Origin of the sequence: Erysipelothrix inopinata (assembly GCF_014396165.1) — a bacterium.
GTDB lineage: Bacteria > Bacillota_I > Bacilli_A > Erysipelotrichales > Erysipelotrichaceae > Erysipelothrix > Erysipelothrix inopinata.
The window spans coordinates 285,026-302,182 of sequence record NZ_CP060715.1; the positions used below are offsets into that span (position 1 = coordinate 285,026).

Annotated in this window: 19 protein-coding genes; 8 read left to right on the forward strand and 11 right to left on the reverse strand. The window is 35.3% G+C overall.

From position 1 onward, the window contains the following. The first annotated feature begins 37 nt into the window (after positions 1–37). Positions 38–556: a TlpA family protein disulfide reductase gene (locus H9L01_RS01460; RefSeq protein ID WP_187534177.1), complete on the forward strand. Its 519-nt coding sequence runs from the start codon at positions 38–40 to the stop codon at positions 554–556. A gap of 82 nt (positions 557–638) precedes the next feature. On the opposite strand, the gene H9L01_RS01465 is transcribed toward H9L01_RS01460, so the two are convergent. Both H9L01_RS01465 and H9L01_RS01470 read right to left on the reverse strand, forming a co-directional pair. Next, the gene (locus H9L01_RS01465; protein WP_187534178.1) at positions 639–1,076 is read right to left on the reverse strand and encodes a GNAT family N-acetyltransferase; all 438 of its coding nucleotides are present in this window, start codon (positions 1,074–1,076) and stop codon (positions 639–641) included. Between the two features lie 36 nt (positions 1,077–1,112). Beyond that, a complete protein-coding gene (locus tag H9L01_RS01470; RefSeq protein ID WP_187534179.1) occupies positions 1,113–1,751 on the reverse strand; it encodes a LytR/AlgR family response regulator transcription factor in 639 nt (212 codons plus the stop codon). 203 nt (positions 1,752–1,954) lie between these two features. On the opposite strand from H9L01_RS01470, the gene H9L01_RS01475 reads away from it, so the two are divergent. The 5 genes from H9L01_RS01475 (at position 1,955) to H9L01_RS01495 (ending at position 5,975) form a co-directional block, all read left to right on the forward strand. Next, positions 1,955–2,407, forward strand: a complete 453-nt coding sequence (locus tag H9L01_RS01475; protein ID WP_187534180.1) for a CopY/TcrY family copper transport repressor — start codon at positions 1,955–1,957, stop codon at positions 2,405–2,407. 119 nt (positions 2,408–2,526) lie between these two features. Next, positions 2,527–2,763: a lipoprotein gene (locus tag H9L01_RS01480; RefSeq protein ID WP_187534181.1), complete on the forward strand. Its 237-nt coding sequence runs from the start codon at positions 2,527–2,529 to the stop codon at positions 2,761–2,763. A gap of 26 nt (positions 2,764–2,789) precedes the next feature. Next, positions 2,790–3,188: a hypothetical protein gene (locus H9L01_RS01485; protein WP_187534182.1), complete on the forward strand. Its 399-nt coding sequence runs from the start codon at positions 2,790–2,792 to the stop codon at positions 3,186–3,188. A gap of 140 nt (positions 3,189–3,328) precedes the next feature. Further along, a complete protein-coding gene (locus tag H9L01_RS01490) occupies positions 3,329–5,089 on the forward strand; it encodes a glycerophosphodiester phosphodiesterase (protein ID WP_187534183.1) in 1,761 nt (586 codons plus the stop codon). Positions 5,090–5,102: 13 nt separating this feature from the next. Continuing rightward, entirely contained in the window at positions 5,103–5,975 is an 873-nt protein-coding gene (locus H9L01_RS01495; protein WP_187534184.1) for an RluA family pseudouridine synthase, read from the forward strand. A 39-nt stretch (positions 5,976–6,014) separates the two neighbouring features. Here the strand turns inward: H9L01_RS01495 and H9L01_RS01500 are convergent, their stop codons facing one another. Both H9L01_RS01500 and H9L01_RS01505 read right to left on the reverse strand, forming a co-directional pair. Next, positions 6,015–6,878: a Cof-type HAD-IIB family hydrolase gene (locus tag H9L01_RS01500; RefSeq protein WP_187534185.1), complete on the reverse strand. Its 864-nt coding sequence runs from the start codon at positions 6,876–6,878 to the stop codon at positions 6,015–6,017. 47 nt (positions 6,879–6,925) lie between these two features. After that, a complete protein-coding gene (locus tag H9L01_RS01505; protein ID WP_187534186.1) occupies positions 6,926–7,309 on the reverse strand; it encodes a pyrophosphohydrolase domain-containing protein in 384 nt (127 codons plus the stop codon). A gap of 217 nt (positions 7,310–7,526) precedes the next feature. On the opposite strand from H9L01_RS01505, the gene H9L01_RS01510 reads away from it, so the two are divergent. Beyond that, positions 7,527–9,503, forward strand: a complete 1,977-nt coding sequence (locus tag H9L01_RS01510) for a heavy metal translocating P-type ATPase (protein WP_223151037.1) — start codon at positions 7,527–7,529, stop codon at positions 9,501–9,503. Positions 9,504–9,541: 38 nt separating this feature from the next. On the opposite strand, the gene H9L01_RS01515 is transcribed toward H9L01_RS01510, so the two are convergent. From H9L01_RS01515 to H9L01_RS01530, 4 genes are all read right to left on the reverse strand, one after another. After that, on the reverse strand, positions 9,542–9,784 hold the full coding sequence (locus H9L01_RS01515; protein WP_187534188.1) for a hypothetical protein: 243 nt from the start codon (positions 9,782–9,784) through the stop codon (positions 9,542–9,544). Positions 9,785–9,870: 86 nt separating this feature from the next. Beyond that, positions 9,871–10,404, reverse strand: a complete 534-nt coding sequence (locus tag H9L01_RS01520; protein ID WP_187534189.1) for a DUF308 domain-containing protein — start codon at positions 10,402–10,404, stop codon at positions 9,871–9,873. A gap of 111 nt (positions 10,405–10,515) precedes the next feature. Then, positions 10,516–11,541 carry a CobW family GTP-binding protein gene (locus H9L01_RS01525; protein ID WP_187534190.1) on the reverse strand — a complete coding sequence of 342 codons (1,026 nt, stop codon included), beginning with the start codon at positions 11,539–11,541 and terminating at the stop codon, positions 10,516–10,518. Positions 11,542–11,691: 150 nt separating this feature from the next. Beyond that, a complete protein-coding gene (locus H9L01_RS01530) occupies positions 11,692–11,961 on the reverse strand; it encodes a hypothetical protein (protein WP_187534191.1) in 270 nt (89 codons plus the stop codon). Positions 11,962–12,379: 418 nt separating this feature from the next. On the opposite strand from H9L01_RS01530, the gene H9L01_RS01535 reads away from it, so the two are divergent. Further along, positions 12,380–13,567, forward strand: a complete 1,188-nt coding sequence (locus H9L01_RS01535) for an IS256 family transposase (protein ID WP_187534192.1) — start codon at positions 12,380–12,382, stop codon at positions 13,565–13,567. A 212-nt stretch (positions 13,568–13,779) separates the two neighbouring features. Here H9L01_RS01535 and H9L01_RS01540 read toward each other — a convergent pair whose 3' ends face one another. The 3 genes from H9L01_RS01540 to H9L01_RS01550 are packed head-to-tail and all read right to left on the reverse strand — an operon-like array spanning position 13,780 to position 17,085. Beyond that, entirely contained in the window at positions 13,780–14,292 is a 513-nt protein-coding gene (locus tag H9L01_RS01540; protein WP_187534193.1) for an LURP-one-related/scramblase family protein, read from the reverse strand. 57 nt (positions 14,293–14,349) lie between these two features. After that, entirely contained in the window at positions 14,350–16,401 is a 2,052-nt protein-coding gene (locus H9L01_RS01545) for an elongation factor G (RefSeq protein WP_187534194.1), read from the reverse strand. A 15-nt stretch (positions 16,402–16,416) separates the two neighbouring features. Then, positions 16,417–17,085: an ankyrin repeat domain-containing protein gene (locus tag H9L01_RS01550; RefSeq protein ID WP_187534195.1), complete on the reverse strand. Its 669-nt coding sequence runs from the start codon at positions 17,083–17,085 to the stop codon at positions 16,417–16,419. Positions 17,086–17,157: the final 72 nt, after the last annotated feature.

Here is a 17,157-nt window from a genome sequence, read left to right on the forward strand (position 1 = left end):
GCATTCCACTATAATTAATAATCGTAGGAGGTCACTTATGAAAAAAACATTATTAGTGGCATTAACAGCATTACTGATTCTCACAGGTTGTTCAGGAAAATCAAACCTGATGTCTGGTTATAAAGGATTCGATAAAAAAGATAATCACTTCATTCGCGAAAATTACACCGACGCAATGACTAAAATTGAAAATAAAGAAGCAGGCATCTTCTATTTTGGATTTGATACCTGCCCATGGTGTATCGCTCTTGTTCCTGTACTTGAAGATGCTTTAACTGAAGCAGATGTCAAAGCAGAATACATTGACGTACAAGATAAAGAATTTAAAGAAGATAAAGAACTTCAAGATCGCTTCACTAAATTCAATGCTTCTCTACCTCAAGATCAAACAAGTATGCAAAACGGAGCACCCACTGTACCTTTTGTTGTAATCATTGACAAAGATGGTAATTTATCAACTCACGTTGGAACAATTGATAATAAACAACAATTATCTGATACAGAAAAAGAATTCTTAAAACTTCGTTTAGCTGACAAATTTAAAAAAGTTAAATAACAATTCGCTACCAGCATTTGCTGGTAGTTTTTTTATCATTACACTAAAAAAACCACACACTGTGTGGTTTTCTTTAAGATAATTAAACTTGACCCAATTGTTTTACGAAAATGATTTCAAGATTTTCACCAGGGAGTACAAATGATCCTGCATCTTGGTATTCTAGTTTTCGATAAAAGTGCTGTGCTGATTCTTCAGCTAAGCTTGATGTCATCGCAAGATAATGTCCCATTGCTCGAAGTTCTGTTTCCCAGTAGTTCATTAACTCTAAACCAATGCCTTTATTACGGTAAGGTTTTAGAATGTAAAGTTTGTTTAGAAACGGAATGTGGTCCCAGAACATATTGTAGCGAAGCCAACCGATAAGTTTATCTTCATTCTCATAAACGAGCACGCGTTCTAATTTAATTATATTTTCCATTTCACTGTATTCAATATCGTTATCTAAATCTAGAAGAATATTGAGATCTTCCAACGTTGCATGACGGATCATAGGATATACCACTCTTTCTAACTTCATTTTAAAACTATTAGAGTGTGGTTTCAAGACCAACCGTCATTGATTGGTAATTCTAACAAATTGGTCCATCACGAAATTTTGTTTTCTTCGTGAAACTGGAAACCTTTTTCCATTCGTCAAGAACAGTTCCTGATTTACTATTTTAGTAACATATGACATGTTGACAAGGATGCCTCGATAACACTCAACAAAGTAATCCATATCTAAACGTTCTTTCCACTGTTGAAATGAATCTGTACTAGAATATGTCATTGTTAGTGTTCCAAGTTCCACAATTCTGTTTCTCACCTCGATATAAACAATGTCAGATACTCGAACTTTGTAAAGACCATTGTCATCAATAATAACAGTCTTTTTATCAAGACTGATACTATCAACAACTTGTTTAAGTCTTAGTATCAAGCTTTCCTTCAAGAGTGAACGGAGTACTTGTACATGAACTGATGCATATTTAAAGTATTCGTCAGTAATTAGAATCACATACGCAACCTGTGTCATTTCATATTCGTAAGTTTTTTCATCAAGAATAAGAATATCGCATGGAATTGATTCATTCCACTTCTCATAAACAATATATCGAACATGATGATTGGTTAATTCTTTAAATAAATTAATACTATGAATGACTTCTTGCTGATCAATTGGATTGGATAAGTATACGGCGATTTCAATCATAATATCCCCCTACGCCCTAAGATATTCATTCACCAACATTTTGTAAAGTATAAATCCCAAAGGGTTGAATTGACTTCAATAAAGGTTTTCTTGAATGACTGTGAGGTATCAATAACTACGTATATGTATGCCTAGAATCCTATGCAAAAGCATTGCTATTTGTTGTTTACAGTTGTAAACTTATAGTAAGGATGTGATTTAATATGAAACCAATTGATCTACAAGCTTCACAAGCAGAATGGGATGTCATGAGAATTGTTTGGTCCTTAGAAAAACCAACCAGTCGTGATATTTCCACAGTACTTAAACAAACCAAAAACTGGGAACCTTCTACCACCAAAACACTCTTAAGTAGACTTGTAAAAAAAGGATACCTTGATGTAGAGAAGGATGGCAAATCTTTTATATATTTCCCAATGATGACAGAAGAGGATAGTGTTACCCACCGTGTTAATGGTCTCTTTGACTCATTTTGCGAGAAAAAAGTTGGAGCAGCTATTGCCGAAGCTGTTGATAGTTATGATCTAACTGAAGCAGATATCGATACAATCATGACACTTCTCAAAAACAAAAAAGCTTCAGACCACATACGGTGTTCATGTATTCCTGAAGAATGTTCTTGTGAAGGAATGAAATGCACCTGCCATCTTAAATAGTTTACGGATAATTTTAACCTGATTCATCTTTACATATTTGATAAAAGATTCACATAGTTTCTTTGACATGACCTCTCTAATAACATATTATTTTATTATATTAATTAGGGAGAAATCGTATGAAAAAAATTCTTACAGTTCTATTAGCTGTATTCTTATTAACGGGATGTTCTGGTGGAAAATCCTCAAGTTGGGATTCTGATCAAATTACTGTCGATGGTCAAGTCATTTCTATGGATATGACGCTGAAAAAAATCTTGGAAGTATCTAAATCTGCTTATTCAATGTCACGGTACTACAAGCTCCCTAAAGATGTGAAATTCAATGAAGTCGAACTTGAGTATTGGAAATCTTAAACATCAATGTTATGACAAAAAAAGTTATGACAAAAAAAAGTCTTGAAGAAGACGCATACGGGGTTATTGAGATGATGATTGTGAACACAAAAGAATCCACACAATCTCTTCCAGATAGTACACCGCTCGTAATAACCATTAACCTTGCAAATGCAGCTGAAGATTTTAAATCAACGGAAATTGAATTTCCAGGTGGCATTAAAGCGGGATCAACTCGAGATGATGTTATCAAAGCCTATGGTGACAAATTCGAACCCACAGGCAAATCAAAAATAACATACACTAAGGAATTAACGAGCAAAGGTGGGAAGGCAGATCACTACCTGGAACTCGAGTTTAATTCTAAAGATGAGCTCAAGAGCTACACACTTGTGAACTCAAAAGGTGTTCCAGCATCTGATGTAGAAGAATATACTTTCAAATAAACACTCAAACTGAGAAAGTCATCACTTTCTCAGTTTTTATATATATCAAACGCCAATCTTACATTTCTGATACAATCAATGAACATTTGTTTACTCATGTCCCGTATTTTACTATAATTTAAATATACAAGGAGCCTTTTATGAATCATTTTAAAATCAAAGACGTATTCAAGAAGAGTAAACTATTAATTCAACGCGACTTCTTTACTTATGTAGCGATAGTGATGATTATCGAATCACTCGCTTTATTCTTAATCAATCAAGTGAGTTCACGTGTTTTCAGTCTTGCCTTAATTTCAGCAAAGATGAAAGGAATTACTAACGAAAACTTTCTACAGGTCTTTTCCCATCCAACTGCTATATTCTTACTATTATCAGTCGCGATTATATCGGCGATATTTATTGTTCTTCAGTTAACCATTACCACTTCATATGCAAATGGTGGTTACACTAAAGAACCCTTGAATCTTAAACGAGCGCTCGCACCGCTTAAAAGAATTAAGGCTAAAGAAATACTTTTACTTTTAATCTTTGTGTTTGTAATCTCTCCTAATGGCAACTTGAGTATTAGTTCGGAAATTACTTCCAATCTCCATCTTCCACGCTTTATCGTAGATACGATATTGGAAAACACACTCTACTCGACACTTTATTTCTCTGCTATTGCGATATCTTTCTACTTAAATCTAAGATTATACTATGCCTTTGTTATCTTTAGTTTAGAACCCCTTTCATTTACAGAATCTCTCAAGAAGAGTTGGAAGATTACAAAACACCAACAGTTACGAATCCTTGGATTAATTGGTACCATTACAATCAGTAGTGTCGTCGGTGTGCTCGTTATCTTTGCACTTGCTTATCTACCATATGTTGGATTAGCAGCCATGTGGCCACATTTAGATCGTCTCTTTAACTCAGTTATGCAAGTATTTTTCCTCTTTGGGACCATCATTTTTATATCCTTTGTAGCAATTCTATCCATTCAAGTTGCTGTCGTAAGTTATCACGAACTCAACAATGAAGAACCGTTCGAAATAACGAAAAAACATCATGCTCTAAAATATCGAATTGCATTTAACACCTTAACACTTCTCGCATTTTGTGCCGCTGTCTTTGCTGCATATTATGACCAACCCGATCCTTCTCTTCTTGGAAATGTGAAGATTGTAGCCCATCGTGGTGAATCCTTTGCTGCCATTGAAAACACAATGGAATCTCTCAAATTAGCAAATGAGTATAAACCCGACTTTGTAGAAATGGATATTCAACAAACAAAGGATCATCAAATTGTTGTCTATCATGACTACACTCTTAAGAGACTTTCTGATCAAAGTGATCGCATTAATGCTTTAACATGGGATGAGCTCAAGGATGTGGAAATATCGCATCGCGGACACACATCCACGATACCACTCTTTGATGATTACCTAGCTCTCGCATCAGAATTGAATCAACCATTAATGGTAGAGGTTAAAACGACGTCACTAGATAGTCCTGAGTTCCTAGATGATATGATGGCTCTAATCAAGAAAAATAAAATGGAACATCGGGTCATCTTCCAATCTCTTGATCTTGATGCTATCTTACTTTTAAAAGAAAAATACCCTTCCGCAACAACAGGGTATATTCTAGGCTTTAATCTTGGAGGTCTTGAAAACATCAATGTCGATTTCTTCTCAATCGAAGACTTCTCAATTTCATCTCGAGTTATGCGTGATGTTCATAAGTATAATAAAGGTCTCTTCGTATGGACTGTAAATGATGAAGATAATATGCGATTATACTTACAATCAGATGTAACGGGAATTATTACAGACCATGCCGCAACTGCGAAAGACATCTTTAAAGATTTAAGAGAACGACGTTTAAGTGATATATTTTGGAACTTCTCGTTCGACTAATTTGAGGTAAATTATGAAACAATGGACTATTGACACCACATTTGTGGGACTTCGTGCTGATATATTTATTAGTCAGCATTCTGACTATTCACGGTCTAAAGTGAATGAAATGATTAAAAGTGAATGTATTATGGTAAACCACAATTCAATCAAAGCGAATTATAAATTACATTTAAACGATTTAATTGAATTGCAAGATTACGTTGAAAAAGCACATGATTTAGCACCTGTTGAAATGAAACTGGATATTGTATATGAAGACGACTATCTTATTATTGTGAATAAACCTTCCGGACTTGTTGTACATCCAAGTAAAGGAAATCGAGATCAAAGTCTTTTGCAAGGTTTGATTTACTATTACCAAAACACTTCATTTAAACCAGGAATTGTCCACCGTCTTGATAAACAGACAAGCGGACTTCTTATCGTTGCTAAAGACATGATGACTCATCGACTCCTAGCGAGTGCTATTGAAAATAAAGAGGTTCAAAGATATTATCGAGCGTTAGTAAAAGGTGATTTTACAGAGAATTCCTGTTGGGTACGTCACAAGATTTCTGAATCATCAAAGCTCAAACAAATGGTTCTCGATCCCGAAAATGGAAAAGAGGCCGTAACTGAAGTTTTAAAAATCGCATCCAATCAAAGTTACTCTCTCTTGGAATATCATCTTTTCACCGGTCGCAAACATCAGATTCGCATTCACTCTCAATCATTGGGATTTCCAATTCTAAATGACCCCGTTTATGCTCTTGAATCTTTCGACCCAGATTACGGGCAATTTCTATGTGCATTCAAGCTAATGTTCACCCATCCAAGGACACATGAAAACCTTGAATTTACAATCCCTCTCCCTGAGGAATTTGCACAGTATCTTCAACTCTAAAGAAAAGCATCGCGATTCAATCTCACGATGCTTCTTTATTTACTTACGATCTTCTAATATTTTTTCGATATATTTCGCAACACCATCATTATCATTGGTATCGGTCATGTCTTTCGCAACGGCTTTTAATGAGCCCATGGCATTTTCCATAGCAACACCCAATCCCACACGTGAAATCATGCTTATATCATTTTCTGCATCACCAAATGCTACGATCTCTTCAGGTTTTATTCCCTTTGAAGCAGCATAGGCAATTAATGCTTCTCCCTTATTCACGGATTTAGGCATGATTTCAGCCCATCCATGTCCAACAAGTAGCAAGTCAAAATCATAGTGGATTTCTTTCTTAATTCGACCAAAGACTAAGTCGAGATAATCATCATTTTGAACAAACACAATCTTTAAGATTGGGTCATTGGCATCGAAACGATGTTTGATATCGGATAATGCTTGAACTTCTTCAGTATTAGCACGATCTTTAAAGAAACGTAGTTTGTTATGTTTCATTCCAATTGTATAATCTTGATAAGCTATATTTTCCATTTGGAAATAAATAACATCATCATAACAATATAGAATTCCCATATGATACTTCTTACCCAGTTGTTCCATCTTCATACATTCTTCATATGTCATGGTTCGACCATCAACGCATTCTTCGTGAGGCAAGTTATAGGTTCTTAATCCATTTAGGCAGATGATACCGTATCCTTCTTCTACGATATCCAACTGTTGGGCCACACCCAATGCACCATCATAAGAACGACCTGTAGCAATTACAAAATCAATACCATGGTCCTTTAAACGATGAATAACTTCTTTTGTATACTCTGTAGCTTGATGCTCTGAGTTAATAAGTGTCCCATCAACATCACTTGCAATTAATTTAATATTTTGAGTCATCTCTATCTCTCCTTTGATAAAAAAGTCCAACACAAAAATGCGTTGGCTTATTTTTTCATAGCTTCAATTGTTGCTTCAAGTTTATTATGTGGATCTTCCCAACCTGCAGGTTTAATTGTTTTTCCATCTTTGTTATAGTGTGGTTTTCCATCTTCCCATAACTTACTCATGTTTGCATGTTGTACAATTTCAAAAAGTGGATCTGGTTGAATTCCCATTTCTACAAGCGTACCTAAAGCAAAGTAGATTGTATCAATCATTGCATCTGCTTGTTCTGTAATATCATCTGCTTCTAAAAATTCATCGATTTCTTCAAGCATCCATTTGTAACGCTTTTGTGCACGTTCTTGATCCATGAACTTAGGCGTATCAGCAACTGGATGATCGAATTTTTCATGAAAATCGCGAACTGCTTCCCATTCTTTATTCATCAACAAAATCCTCCTCATTCGTTACTATATTATCTTATCATATTGCTATTACAATATCACTTAGACATCCTCTTTTTTCACAAACTAAGTCAGTTATTATCTCAAGATTCCAGGTCAACTAATATTTTTATTACAAAATTAAAAGAGGCCTTGCATTTCAACTCGATTGATGTATAATGAACGCATGAACAAGTATTCATATATTAGGAGGTATCATATGAGTCATAATCATTCAACACATGAACACAATCATGATAAACACGATCACAACCATCATCATGATCACGATCACAGCCACGAGCATGGTCACAGTCATGATCACGATCACGGTGCATTACCAGTCTATTTATTCTTTGGAGGTCTTGGTGCATTCTTAATTGCTCTTCTAGCACCTCTAAGTCCAACTATTAAAGCAGTGCTTTATATTGTAGCAATGTTAGCATCGGGATATCACATTATTATTGAAGGTGTTACCGATACAATTAGCAGTACTAAAGAAAAAGGTAAGTTTACACCTAATGTACATATCTTAATGTCACTCGCTGCAGTGGGTGCATCAATCATTGGAAACTTTGAGGAAGGTGCATTACTAATTCTTATCTTTGCTGGTGCTCACTTCTTAGAACACTATGCAGAAGATCGCAGTAAACGTGAAATTACGAGTCTTTTAAACCTGAACCCTACCGAAGCACGTCGTCTTAAAGATGATGGAACCACAGAAACAGTTCAAGTTACTGATTTACAAATTGGCGATCGTCTACAAGTTTTAAACGGCGACCAAATACCTACTGATGGTGTTATCATCGAAGGATATAGTTCTATTGATGAATCTTCAATCAATGGTGAAAGTATTCCTCGCGAAAAATCAGTCGGAGATGAAGTATTCGGAAGTACTATGAATGGTACTGGAAGCTTCGTTATGGAAGTGACTAAAGATAGTAGCGAAACACTTTTCGCTAAGATTATTGAACTTGTAAATCAATCACAATCAAATTTATCACGTACCGCTACTAAGATTCAAAAATTAGAGCCAACATACGTTACAGCTGTCTTAATCATTGTTCCTATCTTTATTCTTTTAGGTCCTGTCATCTTTGGATGGTCATGGTATCTCAGTTTCTACCGTGGTATGGTATTCTTAACTGTTGCATCTCCTTGTGCACTTGCTGCAGCCGCAGTACCTGCAACATTATCCGCAATTTCAAATCTTGCACGTCAAGGTGTACTCTTCAAGGGAGGATCATTTTTATCCAACCTGTCAGATGTTAAAGCAGTTGCATTCGATAAAACCGGAACACTTACGAATGGAAAACCTGTTGTAACTGATTCCTACTTTGAATCTCATTTATCACAAGATCAAATTCAAGCATATAAAGATATCATCGTTGCCATGGAAAAAACTGCAAACCATCCATTAGCTGATGCAATTATCAAAGGATTCCCAACGAACGAATCTTTAAAATTAGATGTAGAAAATGAAATTGGTAAAGGATTAACTTCAACTTACAATAACAAGCAATATCAAATTGGAAAGCAAGCACTCTTCACCATTACAAATGAAGATATGATTGCGAAAAGTGAAGCCTTTGCTAAAGAAGGAAATACTGTCGTTTACTTCGCTGAAGATGGTGTTGTATTAGGAATGATCGCTATGATGGATATTCCAAATGACTACGCTAAAGCTGTAATTGAATACTTACATACTCAAAACATCCATACTGTAATGATTACAGGTGATGCCGAAGTAACAGGCCAAGCAGTTGCTAAACAATTAGGAATTGACGAAGTAATTGGTAATGTAATGCCTGAAAACAAAGCAGCAATCGTAACACAACTCCAAGAAAAACACGGCGTTGTAGCCATGTTAGGTGATGGAGTTAACGATGCTCCTGCACTTGTTAAAGCAGATATTGGATTTGCAATGGGTGATGGTACAGATATTGCTATTGATGTTGCAGATGCAGTTCTCATGAAAAATGACTTAACTAAATTCGCTTATGCACATAAAGTATCCAAGAAGTTAAATAGAATTGTATGGGAAAATGTTATCTTCTCAATGTTCATCGTTGCACTACTTGTTGTACTTAACGTACTCGGTAAGATGTCCTTACCACTTGGAGTCATTGCTCACGAAGGAAGCACACTCGTGGTTCTCTTCAATGGACTGAGACTCTTAAAGAAAATTAATGAATAACTACTACTAAAAAGAATGGTTCGATGACCATTCTTTTTTTATATTATCGCATTATCTTCTAAATATTTTTGAACATCACGGGGATCTTTATTCGTTAGCTTAGCCTGTACCGTTTGTTGCATCACCCGAATAAATGATTGATAAAACTTTGTATCTGTTTCTTCAAATAGCGTAGCACACGCCACAAACAGGGTTATTAAATCGATATCAGAAAGTTCATCAAAGTGCTCTGCAATATATTTAACCCGATCCAGTATTATTATCTTACGATCATCATTCATGAATTAGCCTCCATCTTACTTATACTTATATTATATCAAACATTCACCTCAATAAGCCAAAAAAAGAGGCTAAGCCTCTTTAATATTTATACGGATTTAATTACCTTACCAACGCCGGTACCGATAAATCCAATACCAATCCATAGAACTAAGAAACTTTCTGCTTCTTGAGGATTAAAGAGCAAGCTTGCTCCGTAAACAATTAATAATACATCTAATATAATCATAACAATACGTGACCATCCCTTTTGGAAATGCACAACATATTGAAGTTGAACTGCACTATCAACAATAATCCAGAAAACCAATAAGTAACTTAGCACTAATGTGTTGTTGATGAAATCACCAAATAAGAACATTAATCCAAGTAAGAGTAAACAGATACCTTCAAGAAAACTACCCGACCGCACTTCATCATTCTCTCTATTTTTAAATGATGAAAGTGTTGCAAGTATCCCCATGATGGTAACAGTCCATCCCATTGCAAACGAAAGCGTCGACAATGTTGTTGCTGGATGTTGAATCATCAAAAATCCAAGAACTGTATAAACAAGTCCTGTACAAATATAGACGATTTTTTTCCACAAACTAACATGTCCCACTTCATACTGAGTATTCATAGTTTAAGACTCTCCTTTTCCTACTCAATTATACGCTTTATATTAACAACAACAATGATAAGCAAGGTTCTTTCACAAATCTTTCATACTATGGGAAAGAAGCAATAAATACTATTTCGTTTCTTCGAGAACAATTTCATTAAATAGCTTTGTAATTTTTTTATCCTGGAGGTGTCTTCCAATCATAACAATTTTAGTTTCTCTAGCATCAGAATTCCATTTACGTCCCATTTCTGTTTTAAATGCCATATTAACACCTTGAAGAACGACTTGGTAATCAAAGTTATGAATACTAATAATCCCCTTGTATCTCATAAGATCTTCGCCATATTCTCCAATTATTAAGTTAATCCATGTTGAAAGTTTATGTTCATCAAGTGGCTTGTCAGTCACAATCGATAAAGTATCTACTCCAGTATGGTGGTGATCGTGATTATGGTCATGTCCATGATGATGGTGATGTTCACGTTCAACCATGGCATCGATATCTTCCTCTACACGATGTATTTCACCTGAGGCACGATCAAATAAATTCAACCCCACTACATCTTCAAACTTCACGGTATCTAGATTAAGTACTTCGACTGCTATTAATGGATTAATATTTTTAATATGTGTTTCTACACGTTCTAATTCATCATCGGCAACCTCTTCCGATTTAGTAATAAATGCTTGATCTGCATAAGCAATTTGTTCACGTGTTTCTACAAATTCGTGCATTTGCTTAACACCATTTACCGCATCAACCAAAGTGATAATACTATCAATTGATAGTTGTTCGCTCAGACGTGGTGTCCGTAAAACTGTTTGTGCAATAGGACTTGGCTCTGCTAAACCACTGGTTTCAATAATGATACGATCGATTTCAAGACCCTCTTTTTCTCGAGCGTCCAAAATACCATAAAACATTTCAACTAAATCATCCCTCAAAATACAACACATACAACCACTGTTAATTTGATAGATTCTTTCCTCTTCATTCACAAGCACTAATTCATGATCAATGCCCATATCTCCATATTCATTCACAATCACGACGATATTTTCATCTTGATGGTTTTTCATAATTTTATTGAGTAATGTTGTTTTCCCCGCACCCAAGAATCCTGTAACAATAGTAACTGGAATTGGTTTCATAGTTATCCTTCTTTCTACTACTTATAGTTTTTTAATTTTTGGATAAACTTATCTTAAACCTGTTCATCGATTCTGTCAACACAGTTGCGAACCATTTGCATTAAGTTATTTAATGCGTCCATTACCGTGCTTAAATAAAATTTGAATTGGTTACTTTACACAACTCCCATTTGCTTTAAATATCTTCTCAACTAATTGAGTATTTCTTTCAACTTGAGACATTTCACGTGGATTATAATTATCATATTCCCCAAAGTCTGCCATCAATTTTTTAAGCTCTATAACCATCCTCTTCATATAAATAACTTCAACGATTTCGAGATTAACATTAATTGTATTCACTTCTTCCATCTCATTTAAAGTATCATCCAGCTCTTGTAATAAACCTGCAATATCAATGATTAATTTTCTCTCTTCCATTTCTTCTCCTTTTCCATCAATATATTTAATTGGACCTGGCAATATTCAACTTCTCATCGTCTTTAATTAAATAACACACCACAGACTAAGTTTATTACTTCAAAACTTTCCATGGTGTGTTATTTAATTTAGTAATTATAAACTTTTGTACTATTTCTATTTAACGGTCTATAACTATTAATAGCCTACCTGAAAAATTAATAAAAATATTTTTTTTGCCTACATCAACTTTCCAATCAATAAAAATATTGATATTGAAATATTAGTTGCAGCTAAGTTGATCGATAACTTATCCCATTTCAGTTATCACTAGGTAGTATAAAATATTTTGTGTAAACGTCTTGCGACGTGAAATAGAAAAAGGAAGTCATATCTTGTAGAATAAAGTTACTAGACAACATTCAAAAGGAGACTTCCCATGACTAATTTTAACACAGAACTTTATACTGCACTAGCCCAAGGAATATCATTGGATACTTTCATCAGAAGTGAGTTAGAAATTGCGATGAATCAATTACTCCAAACAGAGCTGACTGTATTTTTAGACTATGAGCGATATGATCCAATTGGCTACAATAGTGGTAATTCTAGAAACGGAAACTATACTCGAACTGTTAAAACAAAGTATGGTGAAGTATGCCTTACCATACCACGTGATCGCAATGGTGATTTTAATCAACAAACCATTCCGCCTTACAAACGTCAGACTGATGATTTAGAAACTACCATTCTTCAACTCTATTCTAAAGGCATCACCACTTCTGAAATTGCCGATTTAATTGAAAAAATGTACGGACATGCTTACACGCCACAAACAGTTTCTTATATAACTCAAGCCATTGAAACTTCTGTTGATGAATTTCATAAACGATTACTTTCCAAGCGCTACCTTGCGGTTTATGGTGACTCAACTTATCTAAATGTACGACGGGATTCTGTTTCTAAAGAAGCACTACATATTCTTATCGGCATCACTCCAGAAGGATATAAAGAAGTTTTAGATTATCGAATCTATCCACAAGAATCAGCTGATAATTATCGTGAGATGCTTAAGGACATACAAATGCGTGGTTGTGAAGAAGTTTTGTTGTTTATCACTGATGGACTAACAGGTATTCGAGATGCCTGTTTAGAAGTGTATCCGAAAGCAATGCACCAAACGTGTTGGGTGCATTTACAGAGAAACGTTTCACGCTTGGTGCGAGCAAAAGATCGTAAAGAAATTTTAGAACAATTGAAACCTGTTTATCAGGCAACTGAAAAATCAGTAGCGATCGACTTGCTGGAAAACTTCAAAGCATCGGTTAAGAAACGATATCCGAAGGTTGTAGCTATGTTTGATAAAAACAAAAGTTTGTTTGAATTTTTAGATTTTCCAAGACAAATTCAGAGAAGTTTATATACAACAAACTTAATTGAAGGATTCAATAAGCATCTAAAGCGGTATACTCGTCGCAAAGAACAATTTCCTAATGAAGAGTCACTCGACCGTTTTGTATGCTCTCAAGTGATTGAATACAATCACAAAGGCATTCGTAGGATTCATAAAGGATTTGATATAGTACAGTCTGAAATTGAAACATTATTTGAAGAAAAATACCATTAATAATTTTCTTCTACAAGAAACGATGTTTACACAAACTTCTTGACGCTACCTATCACTAACCATTCATAAGTTACAACTTTCATTTAGTTTATATTAAGATTATTCATTTCGTTATAAGTATGTAATTAAAGTTATTCGAAATGTAATGAATTACAAGAAAAAAGCCTCATTTTTTAAGATGAGGCTTTCATTAATATTTGTATTGGCTAATCTTATTGTGCTGAGGTTGAGCTCGATGAAGAATTATGACTTGAAGAACGATCTTTCTCGATTTCATTATCGACAACAATTGCGACACATAGTGCAAGTAATTGATACTTTTCATCAAGTATGTTCAATTCATAGCTATCACCCCATGTAAACCAATGTTTACGAAGCGACATGACAGGTGCTTTCCCATCTACTATCGAGTAGTTGTGTGACATGTAGTCACCTTTCAACTTCCAGTTTGTTCCTTCGATTTGGAATTTTTGTTTGAACATTGTGAAGTTTCGTTTGATGACAACGCTTGGTTGGCCTTCAATTGTAATCTTGTAATGAGCCATAATTTTCAACATTTGTCTCTCAATAGTTGCTACTTTTTTACCCGATTGATCGGTAATCGTAAATTTCTTAGGAATTCGCATAAAACTTCCCTTAACCCAATAAACATCTTCATTGAATTCATTACGAACTGTGAATGATTCACCGATTGTAAAAACTTTTTGTTTGATATATAGTTTCATTTTTGAATCTCCTTTTAAACTATTATATCACTGTGACAGGATGTCTTTGATATCTTTTTAATTATTATCTAAGAGATTTTTTACAAGTGATTCTGGAACAACGTCATAGCGAACTAATGTTTCCTGGTAACTACCACTACCCTGAGTCATCGAACGCAAATCAGCAACATATTTTTTCACTTCAACTTTAGGTACTTCTGCTTGAATCAATTGAAGTTGGTTTTCAAGAGCATCAACGCTTAGGATAACACCACGTCTTTTATTTAAATCTCCCATAATTGTACCCGTAAAGGATTCGGGTACGGTAATCTCAAGTAAAACAATGGGTTCTAAAAGTTGAACTGTCGCTTTCTCCATAGCATCAAGATATGCCAAACGAGCAGCCTGCTTAAAGGCAATCTCTTTGGAATCAACATCATGATATTTACCATCTACAAGTGTTGCTTTGACACCAACCACTTTATACCCTGCTAGCACGCCTTTAACCATTGCTTCACGAAGTCCTTGTTCTACGGAGCTAAAGAATTGTTTTGGAACTGCACCACCGACGACACGCGTTTCGTAAACCATATCCTCGCAATCCCAAGGTTCAAACTCGATAAAGACATGACCAAACTGACCAGCCCCTCCCGTTTGTTTCTTATGTCTACCCTCACCGGTTACTTTATTTCTAATTGTTTCGCGGAAGGCAACTTTTGGTTCCGTTACATTCACAGTTACACCATATTTATCTTTAAGTTTTGTAATGAGTGAATCCAGGTGTTGATCTCCCAATCCATATAGGATCTGTTCCAATGTTTCAGGATTTTTTTCAAAACGCGCACCACAATCCTCTTCCAGAACTTTACTCAAAGCCATGCTAAGTTTGTCTTCATCTTTCTTTGTTTCAGGTTGAATCGTAACACCCAATAATGGTTGCGGAATATCGGGACTATCATAAATTATTTTACAATCCGATGCTGCAAGCGTATCGAACGTTTTAGTGCTTTGAAGTTTCGTTACCGCTCCAATATCTCCGGAAAATAATTTACCAACTCCTATTTGATATTTACCATTGATACTAAACACTTGGTTAATAGTTTCTGTTTCTTGTTGATTATTATTTGTTACTTCAGAATCAGCGCTGAGTACCCCACTCATTACTTTTAAGTAACTAATCTTTCCTACAAAGGGGTCAACAATAGTTTTAAATACTTGTGCACTAAATACTTCATCTTCTTGAGTTCGCAGGGTAATTTCATTTCCTTTTCGATCCTTACCCGTTACGGTTCCTTTTTCTTGATAACTTGGAAAGTACTCTGTAATGAGATCAAGGAGGCGACGCATCCCAATCCCTGCATTGGCACTTCCACAATAAACAGGACGGATATCTCCGCTTCGAACACCAAGAGAAACACCTTTCAAAATATCCTCTTCTGATAAGTTTCCCTTATCAAAATATGTTTCCATCAACTCATCATCAGTCATTGCAACTGCTTCACAAATTTCTTCCCAATGAATTGCTACTTGATCGGCATATTCTTCAGGAACTTCATGAGGTTTTTCAGGATGATCGTAGTACCATACCTTCTTACTTAATAAATTAATACTTCCGATAACAACACCTTTTTCTCGAATTGGTATCTCAAATGCAATGACACTTTTTCCGAATGTTTCTCTTAACGTCTCATAGGCTGTGTGGAAACTAACATTTTCATCATCCATTTTATTGACGAAGAAAATAGTGGGTTTGTTTTCTGATTCAACCCAACGAAATGCGGACTTCGTGCCCTCATCCACACCATTTTTACCATCAACTACAATTAAGACATTATCCCCAACACTCAGTCCCGATAAAGTTTCCGCTACAAAATCTGCATATCCAGGTGTATCAATACAGTTAATTTTACAGTCTTGCCACTCAATTGGTACCATCTTTAAAGATAACGTTTGACCCCTTTTTATTTCTTGGGGTTCAAAGTCAATTGAAGATTGACCACTCTCTGCTGAGACAATTCGATCTATTTGTTTAGCTTCTAACATCATGGATTGAATCACTGAACTCTTACCACTTCCGTTATGTCCCAGTACTGCTAGGTTTCTTACATTCTCGCTTCTATAGTCTTTCATATTAAGCCATCCTCACTAAACTAAATACTGTTTCAATGTTTCGAAATCATGCTGTCTTACATAATGAATCGCCAAACGATCCTCGTCATCTTTAATTGTAATATCAGCATCCGAATCTACAAGAAATTTAATCAATTCTTCATAACCTGAGTATGCTGCTCTCATTAACGCTGTGCAGCCATTAGCGTCACGCTCATTAACGTTTGCTTGATGACGAACAAGATACTTGATAATGTCCATTTGGTACGCCAGCGTTGCTTCCATGAGCGCTGTACGACCTAACGTATCTTTAGCATTAACATCGGCGCCATTTTCAACAAGTAACTTAACGATATCTAAATGACCTAAGAAACTTGCTCTCATTAATGCAGTGCGACCTTTTTCATCTTGAAGATTAACATTTGCACCTGCTTTAATTAATAAAGCAACAATATCAAGATGGCCCTTCTTAGCTGCACTCATTAAAGCATCTTTACCAAAAATATCGAGTGCATTTACATCGGCATTATGATCAATTAAAAATCTTACGATATTTGTATGGCCACGTTTTGCACTTCTCATTAATGCGGTACGATTTTCACCATTTACAACATTGACATCAGCACCTTCTTTAAATGCTAAATCTACAAGATAGATATCACCATGTGCTGCTGCGTCAAAAAGCTTTTTATTTGTTTGATCCATTGTATCCTCCTTGCAAACAAAAAAGACAGGCACAAACCCGTCTTTCAGCTCAAATCATCGATGGTGACACAA